Genomic DNA, 19297 nt, shown 5'->3' on the forward strand with positions numbered 1-19297 from the left:
CATGCCCGCTCCCACAGGTACAGAGAACATCCTGAAGGTAACGAGATCCCTGTGGGAGCGGGCGAGCCCGCGAAGAGGTCGGTCCAGGCTTACCCCTGTGCTAAAACGCACAACGGCTGCGCGAAATCTCGTGTTTCACCCACGAAATTACGCACTAAGATGGATCGGGACAAGAATAAAAAACGGGCGCGAGGTTGCACATGCCATCAGCCGATTCTGTCTTCGACTACGTGGTCGTAGGGGCCGGTCCCGCCGGTTGCCTGCTGGCCAACCGTTTGTCCGCCGACCCATCCTGCCGCGTTTTGCTGCTGGAAGCAGGTGGCCGCGACAACTATCCCTGGATTCACATCCCCGTCGGCTATCTCTATTGCATCGGCAACCCGCGCACTGACTGGTGCTTCAAGACCGAGGCGCAGCCAGGCCTGGGGGGGCGCGCACTGGGCTACCCACGCGGCAAGGTGCTCGGTGGCTGTTCTTCAATCAACGGCATGATCTACATGCGTGGCCAGGCGGCGGACTATGACCGCTGGGCCGAGCAAGGCAATGACGGCTGGGCCTGGAAGGACGTGCTGCCGCTGTTCAAGGCCAGCGAAAACCACTTCGCCGGCGCCAGTGAGCACCACGGCGGTGACGGCGAATGGCGGGTCGAGCGCCAGCGCTACAGTTGGCCGATCCTCGATGCTTTCCGTGATGCCGCCGAGCAAAGCGGCATCGGCAAGGTCGACGACTTCAACACCGGCGACAACCAGGGCTGTGGATACTTTCAGGTCAACCAGCGCAGCGGCGTACGCTGGAACGCCTCCAAAGCTTTCCTGAGGCCGATAAAGGACCGCGCCAACCTCACTGTGCTGACCGGCGTTCAGGTTGACCAGGTACTGCTCAACAACACCCGGGCGCGGGCCGTGAAAGCATTTTGGCAAGGCGCCTGGCACGAGTTTGCGTCGCGTCGCGAAATCATCCTCTGCGCCGGCGCTGTTGGTTCACCCGGTATTCTGCAACGCTCCGGCATCGGCCCGCGCCAGCTGCTGGAAAGCCTGGGCATTGGTGTACGCCACGATATGCCGGGCGTGGGTGGCAACCTTCAGGACCACCTGCAACTGCGCCTGATCTACCAGATCCGCAATACCCGCACCTTGAACCAGATGGCCAATAGCCTCTGGGGCAAGATGGGCATGGGCCTGCGCTATCTCTATGACCGCAGCGGCCCGCTGGCCATGGCGCCGAGCCAGCTGGGCGCGTTCGTGCGCTCGGGCCCGGAACAGGCCACAGCCAACCTGCAGTATCACGTACAGCCGCTGTCACTGGAGCGTTTCGGTGAGCCGCTGCACCCGTTCCCGGCCTTTACCGCATCGGTGTGCAACCTGCGCCCGGTAAGCCGCGGGCGTATCGATATCAGCAGCACCGACATGAACAGCACGCCGCTGATCGACCCCAACTACCTCAGCGACCCACAGGACCTGCGCGTGGCCGCCGATGCCATCCGCCTCACCCGGCGCATCGTGCAGGCCCCTGCCCTTGCAGCGTTCGACCCCAAGGAATACCTGCCAGGCCCAGCACTGCAAACCGAGCCAGAGCTGTTTGAGGCAGCCGGCAAGATTGGCACCACCATCTTCCACCCGGTGGGTACCTGCCGCATGGGCAGCGGCGCCCTGGACGTTGTGGATAACCAGCTGCGGGTACACGGCATCCCCGGTTTGCGCGTGGCCGATGCCTCGATCATGCCGCAGATCACCTCCGGTAATACCTGTTCACCGACCCTGATGATCGCCGAGAAGGCGGCGCAATTGATCCTCAAAGGAGCTGCTACCCAGACCTACTTGAACGAAGACGCGATACCGACCCCCTGACCCGGGTGCGTGCAACACCGGCGGCTCGCGGTCAGAAGCCGCCGACAGTGGAACAAAAAGAATAATCACTGTGGCCTGCGGGCCGAGGACAGCAACGATGTCGGATTACATCCAGGAACAGGATGCGGTGGCCAGCAGCCCCAGCCGCCGTGAAGAACGCAAGATCATTTTCGCGTCATCCCTCGGGACGGTTTTCGAGTGGTATGACTTTTTTCTCTATGGAGCGCTGGCAGCGGTCATCAGCAAGCAGTTCTTTGCTGGCGTGAACGACACCACCGCCTTCATCTTCGCCCTCATGGCCTTTGCCGCCGGCTTCCTGGTGCGGCCGTTCGGTGCATTGGTGTTTGGCCGCCTGGGCGACATGATCGGGCGCAAGTACACCTTCCTGGTCACCATCGTGCTGATGGGCCTGTCCACATTCGCCGTGGGGCTGTTGCCCACCTATGCCAGCATCGGCATTGCCGCACCGATCATCCTGGTGATCCTGCGCATGCTGCAGGGGCTGGCGCTGGGTGGTGAGTACGGGGGTGCTGCCACCTATGTGGCCGAGCATGCGCCTCAGGGCAAACGGGGCTTCTACACCGGTTTCATCCAGTCCACCGCCACCCTTGGCCTGTTGCTGTCGCTGCTGGTGGTGCTGGGCAGCCGCTACATCAGTGGCGACCAGTTCGAAAACTGGGGCTGGCGCTTGCCGTTCCTGCTGTCGATCGTGCTGCTGGGCATTTCCACCTGGATCCGCATGAGCATGCACGAGTCGCCGGCCTTCGTGAAAATGAAGGCCCAGGGAAAGGTCAGCAAGTCGCCGATCCGTGAGTCGTTCACCTCCTGGCCGAACCTGAAAGTGGTGCTTACCGCGCTGTTCAGCATCAATGCCGGGCAAGCCGTAACCTTCTACACAGCGCAGTTCTACGTGTTGTTCTTCATGACCCAGATGCTGAAGATGGACCCGGCCCAGGCCAACACCCTGCTGATCATCAGTGTGGTGATTGGTGCGCCGTTCTTCGTGTTCTTCGGCTGGTTGTCGGACCGCATTGGCCGCAAGCCGATCCTGATGCTCGGCCTGCTGCTGGCCACGGTGCTGTACTTCCCGCTATTCAAGGCGCTGAGCCACTACGCAAACCCTCAGATCGACGCCGCCAGCCGGCAGGCGCCGATCGTGGTCACCGCCGACCCGCAAAGCTGTACCTTCCAGTTCGACCCGGTGGGCAAAGCGCGTTTCGACAGCCCGTGCGACAAGGTCAAGACGTTCCTGGTCAAGCAGGGCCTGCCGTACAGCTCGGTAAGCGTGGCCGGCAGCGATGTGGTGGTCAATATTGGTGAAAAGACCATCAATGGCTACGACGAAGCGGCCATGCGCAGCGCAGTGGAGCAGGCTGGCTACCCGGCCAAGGCCGACCCAGGGCAGGTCAACCAGGTCATGGTGGTGGTGCTGATCGTGGCGATGATCCTGATCGCTACCATGACCTATGGCCCGCTGGCAGCCGTGATGGTCGAACTGTTCCCGACCCGCATCCGCTACACCTCAATGTCCCTGCCCTACCATATTGGCAATGGCTGGTTTGGCGGCTTCCTGCCAACCGTGTCGTTCGCGCTGGTGGTGTATACCGGGGATATCTTCTACGGGCTGTGGTACCCGGTGCTGGTGACCGGGATCAGTTTGGTCGTGGGGATTTTCTGCCTTAAAGAGACCAAAGACGTGGATCTCGACAAGGTCTGAGGCTGTTCACAGGGCACAAAAAAACCGGCTGTAAAAGCCGGTTTTTTTATGCCCCAAAAAAACTTATGCACGATTTTAAGAAAAATGTCACACGTAGAAATAAACAGCTAATTCAACGACTTATCGTTCACTTCAAGCATTTGATAGAAAAACTGCTCACAAGTTATCCACAGATCATCAAGCGGTCTGCTGTTGGGTTTTTTCATCGGCTGGCGGCAGCGAACCCAAGGCCCGTTGGGTGGCTTCGTTCCACGCCGCTGCGCGGTCGTTGAGCTCGGCGATGGCACGTGGCCCGGTGCCATTGGCGTACATCGGCTCGCCAATCACCACCTCGATGGTACCGGCACGCTTGCCCCACCCGGTCTTCGGCCAGAACTTGCCGGCATTGTGGGCTATCGGCAGCACCGGCAGCCCGGCATTCACGGCCAACGCGGTACCGCCGCGGGAGAACTTGCCCACGGTGCCGTACGGCACGCGGGTGCCTTCCGGAAAGATCAGTACCCAAGTCTTCTGCTTGAGCAGCTCGTCGCCTTTGCTTGCCACCTGGCGCAATGCTTCCTTTGGGTTGTCGCGGTTGATCGCGATCGGCCGCAGCATGGCCATGGCCCAACCGAAGAACGGCACGTACAGCAGTTCACGCTTGAGCACCTGGCTCAGCGGCGAAAAGTACTGGGAAAGGAAGAACGTTTCCCAGGTGCTCTGGTGGTTGGACAGGATCACGCAGGGCTCATTCGGCACGTTCTCGGCGCCGGTGACCTTGTAGTCGATGCCGAGAATGGTGCGCACCAGGAACAGCGCGCAGCGACACCAGTACACGTTGATGAACCTGTAGCGCTTGGGGAACGACAGGAACGGCGCGATGAAGAAGCTCAGCGAGCACCACAGCAGCGAACTGGTGCCCAGCAGCAGGTAAAAAAGAAAGATTCTGATCGCCTGCAGGATCGACATAGTGGCTTGTACCGTTGCGGGGCATGCCCGCCTGAGAAAAATGCGCCCGAAGGCGCACCGTTTAAATTAGTTCTCTGGCGATAGCTGCCAGATCGTCGAAAATCAGTGTAGTTTCAGGGACACCTTTTTCCAGGGTCCGCTCGCCCTTGCCGGTTTTCACCAACACGGGTTGTGCACCGACGGCCAGGGCGGCCTCCAGGTCACCTTTGCTGTCGCCGACGAACCAGACGCCTTGCAGGGCGACCCGGTAATGCTCGGCAATCGCCACCAGCATGCCAGGCTTTGGCTTGCGGCAATCGCAGCCTTCATCTGGCCCGTGCGGGCAATACACGATATGGCCCACCTCGCCCCCCTGCTCCGCCACCAGCTCGCGCAGGCGTGCGTGCATGGCTTCCAGGGTTGCCAGTGTGTAATAGCCACGGGCAATGCCGGACTGGTTGGTGGCCACGGCCACCGTCCAGCCCGCTTTGCTCAACTGCGCGATGGCCTCGACCGAGCCAGGGATCGGCACCCATTCTTCCAGCGTCTTGATGTAGGCGTCGGAGTCATGGTTGATGACCCCGTCACGGTCGAGAATCAGCAGTTTCAAGGCTTACCCCAGCAGCGAAATGTCGGCCACGCCCAGGAACAGGCCGCGCAGGCGGCTGAGCAGGGCATAACGGTTGGCGCGTACCTTGGCGTCTTCAGCGTTGACCATCACCGCCTCGAAGAAGGCGTCGACCGGGTCACGCAGGGCCGCCAGGCGGGCCAGCGATTCACTGTACTGGCGTGCAGCAGCCATCGGTTGCACGGCCTGGTCGGCCTGCTGGATGGCCGAATACAGCGAGAACTCGTTGGCGTTGTCGAAGTACTTTGGCTCGACCTGTTCGGCGATGGCGCCTTCGGCCTTGCTCAGCAGGTTCGATACACGCTTGTTCACCGCGGCCAACGCTTCGGCTTCTGGCAGCTTGCGGAAAGCCTGCACGGCCTGTACGCGCTGGTCGAAGTCAAGGGCGGAGCCTGGCTGCAGGGCACGCACCGACAGGTAGGTGGCCACGTCGATGCCTTCGTCTTCGTAACGCGCACGCAGGCGGTCGAAGATGAATTCCAGTACCTGATCGGCCAGGCCGGCGGCCTTGACCTTGGCGCCGAACTGCTTGACTGCGAACTCGACCGCACCGGTCAGGTTCAGGTCCAGCTGCTTCTCGATCAGAATGCGCAGCACGCCCAAGGCAGCACGGCGCAGGGCGTACGGGTCCTTGCTACCGGTGGGCAGCATGCCGATGCCGAAGATGCCAACCAGGGTGTCGAGTTTGTCGGCGATGGCCACAGCAGCACCGGTGAGGGTCTGCGGCAGCTCGGCGCCAGCACCGCGCGGCATGTACTGCTCGTTCAGGGCCAGGGCGACGTCCTGCGGCTCACCGTCGTTGAGCGCGTAGTAGTAACCGGCAACACCCTGCATTTCAGGGAACTCGCCGACCATCTCGGTGGCAAGGTCGCACTTGGACAGCAGGCCGGCACGGCCGGCGCGCTGTGCGTCGCCGCCGATCAGCGGGGCAATGAACGCAGCCAGTCTGGAAACACGCTCGGCCTTGTCGTACACAGTGCCCAGCTGAGCCTGGAACACCACGTTTTTCAGGCGCTCGTTGAAGGTTTCCAGCGGCTGCTTCTTGTCCTGCTTGAAGAAGAACTCGGCGTCGGTCAGGCGTGGGCGCACGACCTTCTCGTTGCCTTGCACGATCTGCTTCGGGTCGCGGCTTTCGACGTTGGCCACGGTGATGAAGCGCGGCAGCAGCTTGCCTTCGCTGTCCAGCAGGCAGAAGTACTTCTGGTTGTCCTGCATGGTGGTGATCAGGGCTTCCTGTGGCACTTCAAGGAAACGCTCCTCGAACGAGCACACCAGCGGCACTGGCCACTCGACCAGGGCAGTCACTTCGTCCAGCAGCGCAGGCGGCACGATGGCGGTGCCTTCCTGCTGCATGGCCAGCTCGGCAGTACGCTTGCTGATCAGCTCGCGGCGCTCGGCGAAGTCGGCGAGCACGTAGGCTTTGCGCAGGTCTTCGACGTAGTTGGCCGGGGTGGTGATGACGACGTTTTCCGGGTGGTGGAAGCGGTGGCCACGGGATTCACGGCCGGCTTTCTGCGACAGGATGGTGCAGTCGACCACCTGGTCGCCCAGCAGCATCACCAGCCATTGCGTCGGGCGCACGAACTCTTCACGGCTGGCCGCCCAGCGCATGCGCTTGGGAATCGGCAGGTCGTTGAGCGAATCTTCGACGATGGTTGGCAGCAGGCCGACGGTGGACTTGCCCGGGATATGCTGGGAGAAGCGCAGCTTGGCGCCGCTCTGGTCGATTTCCGACAGATCTACACCGCATTTCTTGGCAAAGCCAAGAGCAGCCTGGGTCGGCTCGCCGTCCTTGAAAGCAGCCTGCAGGGGCGGGCCGTCGATATTGATACTGCGGTCAGGCTGCTGCACGTCCAGCTGGCGGATCAGCACGGCCAGGCGGCGCGGCGCGGCGTACACCTGCTTGCCGGTGTAGTTCAGGCCAGCGGCCTGCAGGCCTTTCTCGATGCCGGCCAGTAAGGCGTCGCCGAGGGTGGCCAGGGCTTTGGGTGGCAGCTCTTCGGTGCCCAGTTCTACCAGGAAATCTTGAGCACTCATTGTGCAGCCTCCAGCTTAGCCAACACTTCGTCACGCAGTTCAGGGGTGGCCATCGGGAAGCCCATGCGTGCGCGGGCTTGCAGATAGCTTTGCGCCACGTCCCGGGCCAGGGTTCGTACACGCAGGATGTAACGCTGGCGCTCGGTTACCGAGATGGCGCGGCGCGCGTCCAGCAGGTTGAAGGTGTGCGAGGCCTTCAGGACCATTTCGTAGGTCGGCAACGGCAGATCGAGCTTGATCAGGCGGTTGGCTTCGCTTTCGTAGAAGTCGAACAGTTCGAACAGCTTGTCGACGTTGGCGTGTTCGAAGTTGTAGGTCGACTGTTCCACTTCGTTCTGGTGGAACACGTCGCCGTAGGTGACCTTGCCGAACGGGCCGTCGGCCCACACCAGGTCGTACACCGAATCGACGCCCTGGATGTACATGGCCAGGCGCTCCAGGCCGTAGGTGATTTCACCGGTGACCGGGTAGCACTCGATACCGCCTACCTGCTGGAAGTAGGTGAACTGGGTGACTTCCATGCCGTTCAGCCAGATTTCCCAGCCCAGGCCCCAGGCGCCGAGGGTCGGCGATTCCCAGTTGTCTTCGACGAAGCGGATGTCGTGCACCAGCGGGTCCAGGCCGATGGCTTTCAGCGAGCCGAGGTACAGCTCCTGGAAGTTGGCCGGGTTGGGCTTGAGCACTACCTGGAACTGGTAGTAGTGCTGCAGGCGGTTTGGGTTTTCGCCATACCGCCCGTCGGCAGGGCGACGGCTAGGCTGCACGTAGGCGGCGTTCCAGGTTTCTGGGCCGACGGCGCGCAGGAACGTGGCGGTATGGAAAGTGCCGGCGCCTACTTCCATATCGTAGGGCTGAAGCACCACACAACCTTGAGCTGCCCAGTAGTTCTGCAGGGCGAGGATCAGGTCTTGGAAGGTACGCACGGCTGGCGTAGGCTGGCTCACGAAATTCACCTGTATCTGGGGATGCGGATGTAAAGAGCGGGAGTATAACCTGATTCGCCTCGCCCTCTACTCATTGGAGCCTTATGCCACGCTGCTTTTGGTGTACCGACGATCCGTTGTACCAGGCCTACCACGACCAGGAATGGGGAACGCCACAGCGTGACCCGGCGTTGCTCTTCGAGATGCTTTTGCTCGAAGGGTTCCAGGCCGGGCTGTCGTGGATAACCGTTTTGCGCAAACGCGAGCGTTATCGCCAGGTGATGTACGGCTTCGACCCGGTGAAACTGGCGGCCATGAGCGACGAACGCATCGAAGAACTGATGCAGGATGCCGGCATCATCCGCAACCGCCTCAAGCTCAAGGCTGCCCGGCGCAATGCCCAGGCGTGGCTGGCTGTGGATAACCCGGCCGAATGGTTGTGGTCGTTCGTCGGCGGTGCGCCGAAGGTCAACCATTTCACAAGCCGCAGCGATGTGCCGGCGGTTACGGATGAAGCCAAGGCCATGAGCAAGGCCCTGCAGAAAGCCGGGTTCACCTTTGTCGGCCCGACCATCTGCTACGCCTTCATGCAGGCCACCGGCATGGTCATGGACCACACCACCGATTGCGATCGCTACGCCGCCTTGTTGCGCTGAGGGGTTACAATGCGCGCCTTGCTGAAATAAGGAATTCGCCTGTGGAAAAGTTCAAGGGCGCCCTGATGGTCGGGGTGCTGCGCCTGTTTGCCAAGCTGCCCTGGGGCGCTGTGCAGCGCGTCGGCGCGGGTATTGGCTGGCTGATGTGGAAGGTCCCCAACGGTTCGCGCAATGTGGTACGAATCAACCTGGCCAAGTGTTTCCCGGAGATGGACCCGGTTGCCCGTGAGCAGCTGGTTGGCCAGGCGCTGCGGGATATCGGCAAATCCTTTGTCGAAAGTGCCTGTGCCTGGATCTGGCCGCCGCAGCGTTCGCTGGAGCTGGTCAAGGAAGTGCACGGCCTGGAAGTGCTGGAGCAGGCCCTGGCCTCGGGCAAGGGCGTGGTGGGTATCACCAGCCACCTGGGTAACTGGGAAGTGCTGAACCACTTCTACTGCAACCAGTGCAAACCGATCATCTTCTACCGCCCGCCTAAGCTCAAAGCGGTGGATGACCTGTTGCGCGAGCAGCGCGTGCAGATGGGCAACCGCGTGGCGCCTTCGACCAAGGAAGGCATTCTCAGCGTGATCAAGGAAGTGCGTCGCGGTGGCCAGGTGGGTATTCCTGCCGACCCGGAGCCGGCCGAATCGGCAGGGGTGTTTGTGCCGTTCCTGGGCACCCAGGCGCTGACCAGCAAGTTCGTGCCGAACATGTTGGCGGGTGGCAAGGCGGTGGGGGTATTCCTGCATGCGCTGCGGCTGCCGGATGGTTCGGGCTTCCGGGTGATTCTGGAAGCAGCGCCCGAAGCGATGTACAGCACCGATGTGACCGAGTCGGCGGCGGCGATGAGCAAGGTGGTCGAGCGCTATGTGCGCGAGTACCCGAGCCAGTACATGTGGAGCATGAAACGCTTCAAGAAGCGCCCGGCTGGCGAGCCGCGCTGGTACTGAGTTATCGACTGCGCTTACAGCAGGCTGAATGCAATCCTGCCTGCTGTAGCAGGGACCCTGTGGGAGCGGGTTTACCCGCGAATGCAATGTTGGCTTCACCGACGCATTCGCGGTGAACCCGCTCCCACAGGGACCGCGTCAACCTGCTGTTTTATTGAGTTTCTTCAGGAACACAGTCATCTCTTTCTCGGCCTGCTTGTCCCCATGGGCCTGTGCCGCCACGATCCCGTCTTCCCAGGCCTTGCGCGCCGCTGCCAGGTCACCCTGCAATTGATGCGCCTTGCCCAGCAGCTTCCACGCCGCGGAATACTTGGGATCCTGCTCCACACACCGTGCCAGGTGCACCGCCGCTTCAGCGCCGTTGCCTTCATCCAGCCAGGCCTTGCCCAAGCCAAACCTCAGCAGCGGGTTATCCACACCCTTGGCCAGCATCTTCTCCAGCGATTCGCGCATGCCTTCTTCTCCTAGAAGAAACTCAAGCCGACGTGGAACAGCTTCTCCACATCCCGGATTTGTTTTTTATCCACAACGAACAGGATCACATGGTCCCCCGATTCGATCACGGTGGCGTCGTGGGCGATCATCACTTCTTCGTCGCGGATGATGGCGCCGATGGTGGTACCCGGTGGCAGGGCGATGTCTTCGATGGCCTTGCCCACAACCTTGCTCGACTTCGAATCCCCGTGCGCCACCGCCTCGATGGCCTCGGCCGCACCACGGCGCAGCGAGTGCACGCTGACAATGTCGCCCCGGCGCACGTGCGCAAGCAGGGTGCCGATGGTGGCCAGCTGCGGGCTGATGGCGATGTCGATATCACCGCCCTGCACCAGGTCGACATAGGCCGGGTTGTTGATGATGGTCATTACCTTGCCCGCGCCCAGGCGCTTGGCCAGCAGCGACGACATGATGTTGGCTTCGTCATCGTTGGTCAGGGCCAGGAAAATGTCGGCGTCGGCGATGTTCTCTTCGAGCATCAGGTCCTTGTCCGAGGCGCTGCCCTGCAGCACCACAGTGCTTTCCAGGGTATCGGAGAGGTGCCGGCAGCGGGCCGGGTTCATCTCGATGATCTTCACCTGGTAGCGGCTCTCGATGGCTTCGGCCAGGCGCTCGCCGATCTGCCCACCGCCGGCGATGACGATACGCTTGTTGGTCTCGTCGATGCGGCGCAGCTCGCCCATCACGGCGCGGATGTCCTTCTTGGCAGCGATGAAGAACACTTCGTCGTCAGCCTCGATCACGGTGTCGCCACGCGGGGTGATCGGCCGGTCGCGGCGGAAAATGGCCGCCACGCGGGTGTCGACGTTGGGCATGTGCGCGCGGATCTGGCGCAGTTGCTGGCCGACCAGCGGGCCGCCGTAGTAGGCCTTCACCGCTACCAGCTGGGCCTTGCCTTCGGCGAAGTCGATCACCTGCAGCGAGCCTGGGTGCTCGATCAGGCGCTTGATGTAGTTGGTCACCACCTGCTCTGGGCTGATCAGCACATCCACCGGGATATGGTCGTTGTGAAACAGCTCTTCCCGGGTGAGGTAAGCCGACTCGCGCACCCGGGCGATCTTGGTCGGGGTGTGGAACAGCGAATAGGCCACCTGGCAGGCGACCATGTTGGTTTCGTCGCTGTTGGTCACTGCCACCAGCATGTCGGCGTCATCGGCACCGGCCTGACGCAGCACCGTCGGCAGCGAGCCACGGCCCTGCACGGTGCGGATGTCCAGGCGGTCACCGAGGTCGCGCAGGCGCTCGCCATCGGTGTCGACCACGGTGATGTCGTTCGCTTCGCTGGCCAAATGCTCTGCCAGCGTACCGCCTACCTGCCCTGCGCCGAGGATGATGATCTTCATCCGCTACTCCCTACCGTTTGTACTTATCCGCGAGAGGCGGCGATCTTGATCAGCTTGGCATAGTAGAAGCCGTCGTGGCCGCCTTCCTGGGCCAGCAACTGGCGGCCGTGGGGCTGGCGCAGGCCGGCCTCGGTGGCCAGGTCCAGCTCACGGGCGCCCGGGGTGCGGGCAAGGAAGGCGTCTACCACTTCGGTGTTCTCGGTCGGCAGGCTGGAGCAGGTGGCGTACAGCAGCATGCCGCCTACTTCCAGGGTCGGCCACAGTGCGTCAAGCAGCTCGCCTTGCAGCGCTGCCAGTGCCGGGATGTCGTCGGCCTGGCGGGTCAGCTTGATGTCCGGGTGGCGGCGGATCACGCCGGTGGCCGAACACGGCGCGTCGAGCAGGATTCGCTGGAACGGCTTGCCGTCCCACCAGCTGGCGGTGTCGCGGGCATCGCAGGCGATCAGCTCGGCGTCCAGTTGCAGGCGGTCGAGGTTCTCGCGCACGCGGGTCAGGCGCTTGGCTTCGAGGTCGATGGCCACCATCTGCGCCAGGCCGGCTTCGGCCTCCAGCAGGTGGCAGGTTTTGCCACCCGGGGCGCAACAGGCGTCCAGCACGCGCTGGCCAGGGGCCAGTTCGAGCAGGTCGGCGGACAGCTGCGCGGCTTCGTCCTGCACGCTCACCCAGCCCTCGGCGAAGCCTGGCAGGCCGCGCACGTCGCAGGCCTCGGCCAGCACGATGCCGTCGCGGCTGTACTGGCAGGCGCTGGCGCCAATGCCCGCTTCGGCCAGCAGTGCCAGGTAGGCATCGCGGCTGTGGTGACGGCGGTTGACCCGCAGAATCATCGGCGGGTGGGCGTTGTTGGCGGCGCAAATGGCTTCCCACTGCTCCGGCCAGAAGGCTTTCAGCGCCTTCTGCAGCCAGCGCGGGTGGGCGGTGCGTACCACTGGGTCGCGCTCCATGCCGGCGAGCAGTTCTTCGCCTTCGCGCTGGGCGCGGCGCAGCACGGCATTGAGCAGGCCCTTGGCCCACGGCTTTTTCAGCTTGTCGGCACAGCCCACGGTTTCGCCGATGGCGGCGTGGGCCGGAATGCGGGTGTAGAACAACTGGTACAGGCCGACCAGCAGCAGCGCCTGCACATCGGCGTCGGCGGCCTTGAAAGGCTTTTGCAGCAGTTGCGCGGCCAGCAGGTCGAGGCGCGGCTGCCAGCGTGCGGTGCCGAAAGCCAGGTCCTGGGTCAGGCCACGGTCGCGTTCATCAACCTTGTCCAGTTGTGCCGGCAGAGAGCTGTTCAGCGAGGCCTTGCCACTGAGCACAGCGGCAAGGGCACGGGCGGCGGCGAGACGTGGGTTCATTGGCCCAGCACCTTGCCGACGGCGAACTTCTCGCGGCGGCTGTTGAACAGGTCGCTGAAGTTAAGCGCCTTGCCGCCGGGCAATTGCAGGCGGGTCAGGCTCAGCGCCTGGTCACCGCAGGCAACGACCAGGCCGTCCTTGCTGGCGGACAGGATTTCGCCCGGGGCGCCCTTGCCTGTGGACAAGTTGGCGCCCAGCACCTTCACGCTTTCGCAATCGAGGGTGCTGTGGCACACCGGCCACGGGTTGAAGGCGCGGATCAGGCGCTCCAGCTCAACGGCCGGGCGGCTCCAGTCGATGCGCGCCTCGTCCTTGTTCAGCTTGTGTGCGTAGGTGGCCAGGGCATCGTCCTGCACTTCACCGTGCAGCGACCCGTCGGCCAGGCCGGCGATGGCCTGTACCACGGCGGGCGGGCCCATTTCGGCCAGGCGGTCGTGCAAGGTGCCGCCGGTGTCATCGGCGCTGATCGGGGTGACCACCTTTAGCAGCATTGGGCCGGTGTCCAGGCCAGCTTCCATGCGCATCACGGTTACGCCGCTCTCGGCGTCGCCGGCTTCCACGGCGCGCTGGATCGGCGCCGCACCGCGCCAGCGTGGCAGCAGGGAGGCGTGGCTGTTGATGCAGCCCAGGCGCGGGATATCCAGCACTGCCTGCGGCAGGATCAGGCCGTAAGCGACCACCACCATCAGGTCCGGCTTCAGCGCGGCCAGTTCGGCCTGTGCATCGGCGTTGCGCAGAGTCTGCGGCTGGAACACCGGGATGTCATGGGCGACGGCCAGTGCCTTGACCGCACTTGGCATCAGCTTCTGGCCACGGCCGGCCGGGCGGTCGGGCTGGGTGTAGACGGCCACGATCTCGTAAGGGCTGTCGAGCAGGGCCTTGAGGTGTTCGGCGGCAAACTCTGGAGTGCCTGCAAAGACGATGCGCATGGAGTTCTCGCTTCAAAATAGAAAAAGGCTTGCCGGAGCAAGCCTTCAGGAAGGTGGGGATCAGGCTTGCTGGCGGTGCTGCTTTTCCAGCTTCTTCTTGATCCGGTCGCGCTTGAGCTGCGACAGGTAGTCAACGAACAGCTTGCCGTTGAGGTGATCGAATTCGTGCTGCACGCACACCGCCAGCAGGCCTTCGCATTCCAGCTCGTAAGGCTTGCCGTCGCGGTCCTGGGCTTTGACCCGTACACGCAGCGGGCGGTCGACGTTCTCGTAGAAGCCGGGCACCGACAGGCAGCCTTCCTGGTACTGGCCCATGTCGTGGGTCAGTTCTTCGACCGTAGGGTTGATGAAGACGCGCGGCTCGCTGCGGTCTTCGCTGAGGTCCATGACCACGACCTGCAGGTGCACGTTGACCTGGGTGGCGGCCAAGCCGATACCAGGGGCTTCGTACATGGTTTCAAACATGTCGTCGATCAGCTGACGCAGGGCGTCGTCGAACTCCGTCACCGGTTTGGCGATAGTGCGCAGGCGCGGGTCCGGGAATTCGAGAATGTTCAAGATGGCCATAAGGTCAGGCAGTCACTGTGCGTTCGGTTGAAAACTGAGCACACATAATAAAGGGAAACGGGGATTTCGGCACCTGGCAAGCTCGTCTAGGGTGTCTATGGGCTTTATAGCCCCCAGCCAATGGACAGGTTTTCAAAGTGTTACTCACAGAGTTATCCACAGGTTGTGCCACGTAGATGGCCCTGTTTCGATCAAGGACGATCCCCATGCCCAGTTACCATTCGTCGCTCTGCCCGCCTGCCGAACTGGAGGCTCGATTACGCCTGCATCGCTTGCCCGAGACAGGATTGCGACGTTTTCGCACCTTGCTGGATGCGTTCGGCAGCGCCTCTAGTGCGCTTAGCGCTCCCGGTTCGGCTTGGCGAGCGTTGGGCATCCCCCAAGCCACCATCGATGCCCGGCGCAGTGCCGAGGTACGCGAGGGCGCGCTCGCCGCAATGGCCTGGTTAGAGCGCCCCGGCCAGCATTTGCTGATGTGGGACGGCCCTGGCTACCCTGCCTTGCTGGCAGAAATCGACGATGCCCCGCCGCTGCTTTTCGTTGCCGGCGACCGGGCCTTGCTCGACCGCCCTCAGCTGGCGATTGTGGGCAGCAGACGTGCCACACCCCCGGCGCTCGACACCGCCCGGGCATTTTCCCGCTACCTTGCGCAGGCTGGTTTCACCATTACCAGCGGGCTTGCGGTGGGTGTCGACGGTGCCGCTCATCGGGCCGCGTTGCAGGCCGGTGGGTGCACGATTGCCGTGCTCGGTACGGGGCTGCAAAAACTTTATCCACAGCGCCATCAAGAGCTTGCGCAGGCGATGATCGACAACGGCAGTGCGCTGGTTTCCGAGTATCCGCTGGACGCCGGGCCACTGCCCGGCAACTTCCCACGGCGCAACCGCATCATCAGCGGCTTGTCGCTGGGCGTGCTGGTGGTCGAGGCCAGCTTGGCCAGTGGCTCGCTCATCACTGCGCGCCTGGCGGCCGAGCAAGGCCGCGAGGTGTATGCCATTCCGGGTTCCATTCACCACCCGGGGGCCAAGGGCTGCCACCAGCTGATCCGTGATGGGGCGCTGCTGGTGGAAAGTGTGGAGCAGATCCTGGAAAGCCTGAAGGGTTGGCAGAACCTGCCGCCTGCAGTTGTGGACAGGTTCGACCATCCCCTGCTTGCCCTGCTGCATGCAGCGCCTCAAACCAGCGAAAGCCTCGCACACTGCAGCGAGCTGCCGCTGGCCGAAGTGTTGGCGCAGCTGACCGAGCTGGAGCTGGAAGGCCGGGTCAGCAATGAAGCCGGGCGTTGGTTTGCCCGCGCGGGCTAAGTACACTGCGCACAAGCAAGGTATTCAGGCGGAGTAACAGCAATGGTGAGCAGTTTTCGTGTGCAACAAGCCGCACGTGAGATCCGGGCGGGCGCAGTAATCGCCTACCCGACGGAAGCGGTCTGGGGCCTGGGCTGCGACCCATGGAACGAGGACGCGGTGTATCGCCTGCTGGCGCTGAAGTCGCGGCCTGTGGATAAAGGGCTGATTCTGATCGCTGACAACATCCGCCAGTTCGACTTTCTGTTCGAGGACTTCCCCGAAGACTGGATCGACCGCATGGGCAGCACGTGGCCGGGGCCGAATACCTGGCTGGTGCCGCACCAGGACCTGCTGCCCGAGTGGGTGACGGGGCAGCATGACACTGTGGCGCTGCGCGTCAGTGACCACCCGGTGGTGCGTGAACTGTGCGCGCTGGTGGGGCCGCTGATTTCCACCTCGTGCAACCCCGGCGGGCGCCCGGCGGCGAAGACCCGGTTGCGGGTGGAGCAGTACTTCCACGGCCAGCTGGACCTGGTGCTTGGCGGCGCGCTGGGGGGGCGGAAGAACCCGAGTGTGATTCGCAACCTGGCAACCGGCGAGGTTGTGCGCCCGGGCTGATACCGCTGGCGAGGGCTTCGCCCTCGATCGCAGGCAAGCCAGCTCCCACAAGTACTGGACATGGCTTGCCGGCGATTTGGCCGCCAACCCCTGCAGATTTTTCTGATTTTGTCTCGAATGGTTGTCCGGTTTGAGGATTGGGAAATATCCTACGACCCGCGTCCCCTGCCATCACCTGTTCAGTAGGAACCAGTGTCTTTAGGCTCTATCCGTCGCCGAATAACTTGGCGATCGGGTGTGGTAGCCCGGATGCATTTTTTCCATGACAGTCTATGGCGGCTGTGCGTGGGAGGCTTTCGAGCCTGCCTGGATTGGAAAATGCCCGGGTCTACCACCTCGCGTACAGTCGCCACCCATTCACGTGGTAGTGAGGGTTGGCGGCCTTGAGGAGCATTTTCCAATGATGAAGAAAATAGTCCCCGATCCACCCCTCCCATGCACCTCCACCCGTCCCTTCGGCCGCTGCGATGCCGGCCACGATCCACTCTTCACCGTCAACCCAAACATTTCTGCCGAGGATGCTCTGGTCCACGTAGCCCTGTACCTGCGCAGCGCCTACGAAACCGGCTACAAAGCCCTGGACTACATGCGCGAAGAGGGCCGTGGCATGTTCTGGTCGAACCTGCATGCGATTGAAATGGCGGAGGGTGTGATTGAGGCGATACTCGATGGCATCGAGTCGACACCGCAGCCGCAGAAGAAGGTGTGAGGGCTGACAGGTGCCTGCCTTGAGGGTTTCAGCGCCTGTGAAATCGAGCGCCGCCCGCGCGGCGCTTCGCAGCACAAGGCTGCTCCTACATCTGTTTCGGGCCAATTATTCCTGAGGCAAGGCGCGCGGCCCCTGGTGTTCACATCGAAATCATTTCGGACAAACAAGGCGTTCGCGCGCATAGGCACAGGCGTTACTGGACCGAAACAAATGTAGGAGCAGCCTTGTGCTGCGAAGCGCCGCGCGGGCGGCGCTCGATCTGCGCAACACCACAAAAACCAAGGCAAGCACCTGTCCGCCCTAACGCGGTCTCCTACCAATCAAGGCAACAAAACAGTCGACCCCACAGTCCGCCGCGCCGACAGCTCCGCCTGTGCCTTGGCCGCCTCGCTCAATGGATACCGCTGCTGGATATCCACAACCAGCTTGCCACTCGCAATCATCGCAAACAGGTCATCGGCCATGGCCTGGGTGTTCTCGGCATTATTGGCATAGGTCGCCAACGTCGGCCGGGTGACGTACAACGAGCCCTTCTGCGCCAGGATCCCCAGGTTCACCCCGCTCACCGCGCCCGAGGCATTGCCAAAGCTCACCATCAACCCGCGTGGCTGCAGGCAGTCCAGCGAGGTGAGCCAGGTATCGGCGCCTACGCCGTCATACACCACCGGGCATTTCTTGCCGTCGGTCAGTTCCAGTACCCGCTTGGCCACATCTTCGTGGCTGTAGTCGATGGTTTCCCATGCCCCCAGCGCCTTGGCCCGCTCGGCCTTCTCGGCAGAACTCACGGTACCGATCAGTTTGGCGCCCAGGGCCTTGGCCCACTGGCAGGCCAGCGAACCGACGCCACCCGCTGCCGCGTGGAACAGGATCACATCGCCCGCCTTCACTTCATAGGTCTGCTTCAACAGGTACTGAACGGTCAAACCCTTGAGCATCACCGCTGCGGCCTGCTCGAAGCTGATGTTGTCGGGCAGCTTGACCAGGTTGGCCTCCGGCAGCGTATGCACCTCGCTGTACGCACCCAGCGGGCCACCGGCATGGGCCACGCGGTCACCCACCTTCAGGCGGGTCACTCCCTCGCCCACGGCCTCGACCACCCCGGCCGCCTCGGTACCCAGGCCAGAAGGCAGGGACGGCGGGGCATACAGCCCGCTGCGAAAGTACGTGTCGATGAAGTTCAGGCCGATGGCGTGGTTACGCACGCGCACCTGCTGCGGCCCGGGCGGGGTGGGTTCGAATTCCACAAACTGCAGCACTTCCGGGCCGCCATGCTGGCTGAACTGGATACGCTTGGCCATCTCGCACTCCTGTAGTCGGGATCGGGAAAAGGCCTTCTATCGGACGCCTTTGCTTGATCGCCGTCAACTGCGGCGCGTGCGCTGGCGGTGGTATGCTACGCGCGAATTCTTCCCTGCCCGTTCCTGGTGACCCGATGACTAGCCGCACCGAGGCCGTGAAAGCCTACCTGCTCGACCTGCAAGACCGCATCTGCTATGCCCTCGAAACAGAAGACGGCGGTGCCCGCTTCGTCGAGGATGCCTGGGTGCGCGAAGCCGGTGGCGGGGGCCGCACGCGGGTGATCGGCGACGGCAAGGTAATCGAGAAAGGCGGGGTCAACTTCTCCCATGTGTTTGGTGCAGGCCTGCCACCCTCGGCCAGCGCCCACCGCCCCGAACTGGCGGGCCGTGGCTTCGAGGCCCTGGGTGTGTCGCTGGTGATCCACCCGCACAACCCGCATGTGCCCACTTCCCACGCCAATGTGCGGTTCTTCATCGCCGAGAAGGAAGGTGAAGAGGCCGTATGGTGGTTCGGCGGCGGCTTCGACCTGACGCCGTACTATGGCAACGAAGAAGACTGCATCCACTGGCACCGCGTGGCTGAACAGGCCTGCGCACCGTTCGGCGCCGACGTGTACCCACGCTACAAAGCCTGGTGCGACCGCTACTTCCACCTCAAGCACCGTGGCGAGCCACGCGGCATCGGCGGCCTGTTCTTCGACGACCTCAACGAGTGGGACTTCGACACCTGCTTCGCTTTCATCCGCGCCATCGGCGATGCGTTCGTCAACGCCTACCTGCCGATCGTCCAGCGCCGCAAGGACACGCCCTACACCCCGCAGCAGCGCGAGTTCCAGGAATACCGCCGCGGCCGCTACGTGGAGTTCAACCTGGTTTACGACCGTGGCACCCTGTTCGGCCTGCAGTCCGGTGGCCGCACCGAGTCCATCCTCATGTCGCTGCCGCCTCAGGTGCGTTGGGGCTACGACTGGAAGGCCGCACCCGGTAGCGAAGAAGCGCGCCTGACCGAGTACTTCCTGCAGGACCGCGACTGGCTTGGCCAGTAAGCTTGTGG

At 63.0% G+C, this 19297-nt stretch carries 18 protein-coding genes; 8 read left to right on the forward strand and 10 right to left on the reverse strand.

Features of this window, described 5'->3' with window-relative positions; all coding sequences use genetic code 11:
• Positions 1–200: 200 nt before the first annotated feature.
• Complete coding sequence (locus SB765_RS07925; RefSeq protein WP_410931156.1) at positions 201–1847, forward strand: GMC family oxidoreductase; 1647 nt, start codon at positions 201–203, stop codon at positions 1845–1847.
• Positions 1848–1944: 97 nt separating this feature from the next.
• On the forward strand, positions 1945–3564 hold the full coding sequence (locus SB765_RS07930) for an MFS transporter (RefSeq protein ID WP_410931157.1): 1620 nt from the start codon (positions 1945–1947) through the stop codon (positions 3562–3564).
• A 177-nt stretch (positions 3565–3741) separates the two neighbouring features.
• On the opposite strand, the gene SB765_RS07935 is transcribed toward SB765_RS07930, so the two are convergent.
• From SB765_RS07935 to glyQ, 4 genes are all read right to left on the reverse strand, one after another.
• Positions 3742–4512, reverse strand: coding sequence for a lysophospholipid acyltransferase family protein (locus SB765_RS07935; RefSeq protein WP_016497361.1), 771 nt, complete (start codon positions 4510–4512; stop codon positions 3742–3744).
• A 61-nt stretch (positions 4513–4573) separates the two neighbouring features.
• Positions 4574–5101, reverse strand: a complete 528-nt coding sequence (gene gmhB / locus SB765_RS07940) for a D-glycero-beta-D-manno-heptose 1,7-bisphosphate 7-phosphatase (RefSeq protein ID WP_016497362.1) — start codon at positions 5099–5101, stop codon at positions 4574–4576.
• A 3-nt stretch (positions 5102–5104) separates the two neighbouring features.
• Positions 5105–7156 carry a glycine--tRNA ligase subunit beta gene (gene glyS / locus SB765_RS07945; RefSeq protein ID WP_410931158.1) on the reverse strand — a complete coding sequence of 684 codons (2052 nt, stop codon included), beginning with the start codon at positions 7154–7156 and terminating at the stop codon, positions 5105–5107.
• On the reverse strand, positions 7153–8100 hold the full coding sequence (glyQ, locus tag SB765_RS07950) for a glycine--tRNA ligase subunit alpha (RefSeq protein WP_019471032.1): 948 nt from the start codon (positions 8098–8100) through the stop codon (positions 7153–7155). The genes glyS and glyQ overlap by 4 nt, the downstream gene beginning before the upstream one ends.
• 83 nt (positions 8101–8183) lie before the next feature.
• On the opposite strand from glyQ, the gene SB765_RS07955 reads away from it, so the two are divergent.
• Both SB765_RS07955 and SB765_RS07960 read left to right on the forward strand, forming a co-directional pair.
• The gene (locus tag SB765_RS07955; protein WP_410911856.1) at positions 8184–8735 is read left to right on the forward strand and encodes a DNA-3-methyladenine glycosylase I; all 552 of its coding nucleotides are present in this window, start codon (positions 8184–8186) and stop codon (positions 8733–8735) included.
• Positions 8736–8776: 41 nt separating this feature from the next.
• On the forward strand, positions 8777–9664 hold the full coding sequence (locus SB765_RS07960; RefSeq protein ID WP_016489937.1) for a lysophospholipid acyltransferase: 888 nt from the start codon (positions 8777–8779) through the stop codon (positions 9662–9664).
• 138 nt (positions 9665–9802) lie between these two features.
• Here the strand turns inward: SB765_RS07960 and SB765_RS07965 are convergent, their stop codons facing one another.
• From SB765_RS07965 to def, 5 genes are read right to left on the reverse strand one after another with little or no spacing between them, the layout of a single operon-like run.
• Entirely contained in the window at positions 9803–10117 is a 315-nt protein-coding gene (locus tag SB765_RS07965) for a tetratricopeptide repeat protein (protein ID WP_341797184.1), read from the reverse strand.
• A gap of 11 nt (positions 10118–10128) precedes the next feature.
• A complete protein-coding gene (gene trkA, locus SB765_RS07970; RefSeq protein ID WP_063422582.1) occupies positions 10129–11502 on the reverse strand; it encodes a Trk system potassium transporter TrkA in 1374 nt (457 codons plus the stop codon).
• Positions 11503–11525: 23 nt separating this feature from the next.
• Positions 11526–12836 (reverse strand): 16S rRNA (cytosine(967)-C(5))-methyltransferase RsmB, encoded by a 1311-nt coding sequence (gene rsmB / locus SB765_RS07975; protein ID WP_410931159.1) that lies wholly within the window; start codon positions 12834–12836, stop codon positions 11526–11528.
• On the reverse strand, positions 12833–13765 hold the full coding sequence (fmt, locus tag SB765_RS07980) for a methionyl-tRNA formyltransferase (protein WP_410931160.1): 933 nt from the start codon (positions 13763–13765) through the stop codon (positions 12833–12835). The genes rsmB and fmt overlap by 4 nt, the downstream gene beginning before the upstream one ends.
• 60 nt (positions 13766–13825) lie before the next feature.
• Positions 13826–14332 carry a peptide deformylase gene (def, locus tag SB765_RS07985; protein WP_016497369.1) on the reverse strand — a complete coding sequence of 169 codons (507 nt, stop codon included), beginning with the start codon at positions 14330–14332 and terminating at the stop codon, positions 13826–13828.
• Positions 14333–14538: 206 nt separating this feature from the next.
• On the opposite strand from def, the gene dprA reads away from it, so the two are divergent.
• From dprA to SB765_RS08000, 3 genes are all read left to right on the forward strand, one after another.
• The gene (gene dprA / locus SB765_RS07990; RefSeq protein WP_016497370.1) at positions 14539–15636 is read left to right on the forward strand and encodes a DNA-processing protein DprA; all 1098 of its coding nucleotides are present in this window, start codon (positions 14539–14541) and stop codon (positions 15634–15636) included.
• A 42-nt stretch (positions 15637–15678) separates the two neighbouring features.
• Positions 15679–16236: an L-threonylcarbamoyladenylate synthase gene (locus SB765_RS07995; protein ID WP_011953122.1), complete on the forward strand. Its 558-nt coding sequence runs from the start codon at positions 15679–15681 to the stop codon at positions 16234–16236.
• A 400-nt stretch (positions 16237–16636) separates the two neighbouring features.
• Positions 16637–16945 (forward strand): hypothetical protein, encoded by a 309-nt coding sequence (locus SB765_RS08000; RefSeq protein WP_341797187.1) that lies wholly within the window; start codon positions 16637–16639, stop codon positions 16943–16945.
• Between the two features lie 320 nt (positions 16946–17265).
• Here the strand turns inward: SB765_RS08000 and SB765_RS08005 are convergent, their stop codons facing one another.
• Complete coding sequence (locus tag SB765_RS08005; protein WP_023047734.1) at positions 17266–18243, reverse strand: NADPH:quinone reductase; 978 nt, start codon at positions 18241–18243, stop codon at positions 17266–17268.
• 134 nt (positions 18244–18377) lie between these two features.
• Between SB765_RS08005 and hemF the strand changes: the two genes are divergently transcribed.
• On the forward strand, positions 18378–19289 hold the full coding sequence (hemF, locus tag SB765_RS08010; RefSeq protein ID WP_341797188.1) for an oxygen-dependent coproporphyrinogen oxidase: 912 nt from the start codon (positions 18378–18380) through the stop codon (positions 19287–19289).
• Positions 19290–19297 lie beyond the last annotated feature (8 nt).

The sequence above is a fragment of the Pseudomonas sp. SIMBA_067 genome, from assembly GCF_046534675.1.
GTDB lineage: Bacteria > Pseudomonadota > Gammaproteobacteria > Pseudomonadales > Pseudomonadaceae > Aquipseudomonas > Aquipseudomonas putida.

Bases quoted from the DNA above. Each gene is read 5' to 3' on its own strand.
- SB765_RS07925 (WP_410931156.1), top strand. From the start codon at position 201: ATGCCATCAGCCGATTCTGTCTTCGACTACGTGGTCGTAGGGGCCGGT.
- SB765_RS07930 (WP_410931157.1), top strand. From the start codon at position 1,945: ATGTCGGATTACATCCAGGAACAGGATGCGGTGGCCAGCAGCCCCAGC.
- SB765_RS07935 (WP_016497361.1), bottom strand. From the start codon at position 4,512: ATGTCGATCCTGCAGGCGATCAGAATCTTTCTTTTTTACCTGCTGCTG.
- glyS (WP_410931158.1), bottom strand. From the start codon at position 7,156: ATGAGTGCTCAAGATTTCCTGGTAGAACTGGGCACCGAAGAGCTGCCA.
- SB765_RS07955 (WP_410911856.1), top strand. From the start codon at position 8,184: ATGCCACGCTGCTTTTGGTGTACCGACGATCCGTTGTACCAGGCCTAC.
- SB765_RS07965 (WP_341797184.1), bottom strand. From the start codon at position 10,117: ATGCGCGAATCGCTGGAGAAGATGCTGGCCAAGGGTGTGGATAACCCG.
- trkA (WP_063422582.1), bottom strand. From the start codon at position 11,502: ATGAAGATCATCATCCTCGGCGCAGGGCAGGTAGGCGGTACGCTGGCA.
- rsmB (WP_410931159.1), bottom strand. From the start codon at position 12,836: ATGAACCCACGTCTCGCCGCCGCCCGTGCCCTTGCCGCTGTGCTCAGT.
- fmt (WP_410931160.1), bottom strand. From the start codon at position 13,765: ATGCGCATCGTCTTTGCAGGCACTCCAGAGTTTGCCGCCGAACACCTC.
- def (WP_016497369.1), bottom strand. From the start codon at position 14,332: ATGGCCATCTTGAACATTCTCGAATTCCCGGACCCGCGCCTGCGCACT.
- dprA (WP_016497370.1), top strand. From the start codon at position 14,539: ATGCCCAGTTACCATTCGTCGCTCTGCCCGCCTGCCGAACTGGAGGCT.
- SB765_RS07995 (WP_011953122.1), top strand. From the start codon at position 15,679: ATGGTGAGCAGTTTTCGTGTGCAACAAGCCGCACGTGAGATCCGGGCG.
- SB765_RS08000 (WP_341797187.1), top strand. From the start codon at position 16,637: ATGATGAAGAAAATAGTCCCCGATCCACCCCTCCCATGCACCTCCACC.
- SB765_RS08005 (WP_023047734.1), bottom strand. From the start codon at position 18,243: ATGGCCAAGCGTATCCAGTTCAGCCAGCATGGCGGCCCGGAAGTGCTG.
- hemF (WP_341797188.1), top strand. From the start codon at position 18,378: ATGACTAGCCGCACCGAGGCCGTGAAAGCCTACCTGCTCGACCTGCAA.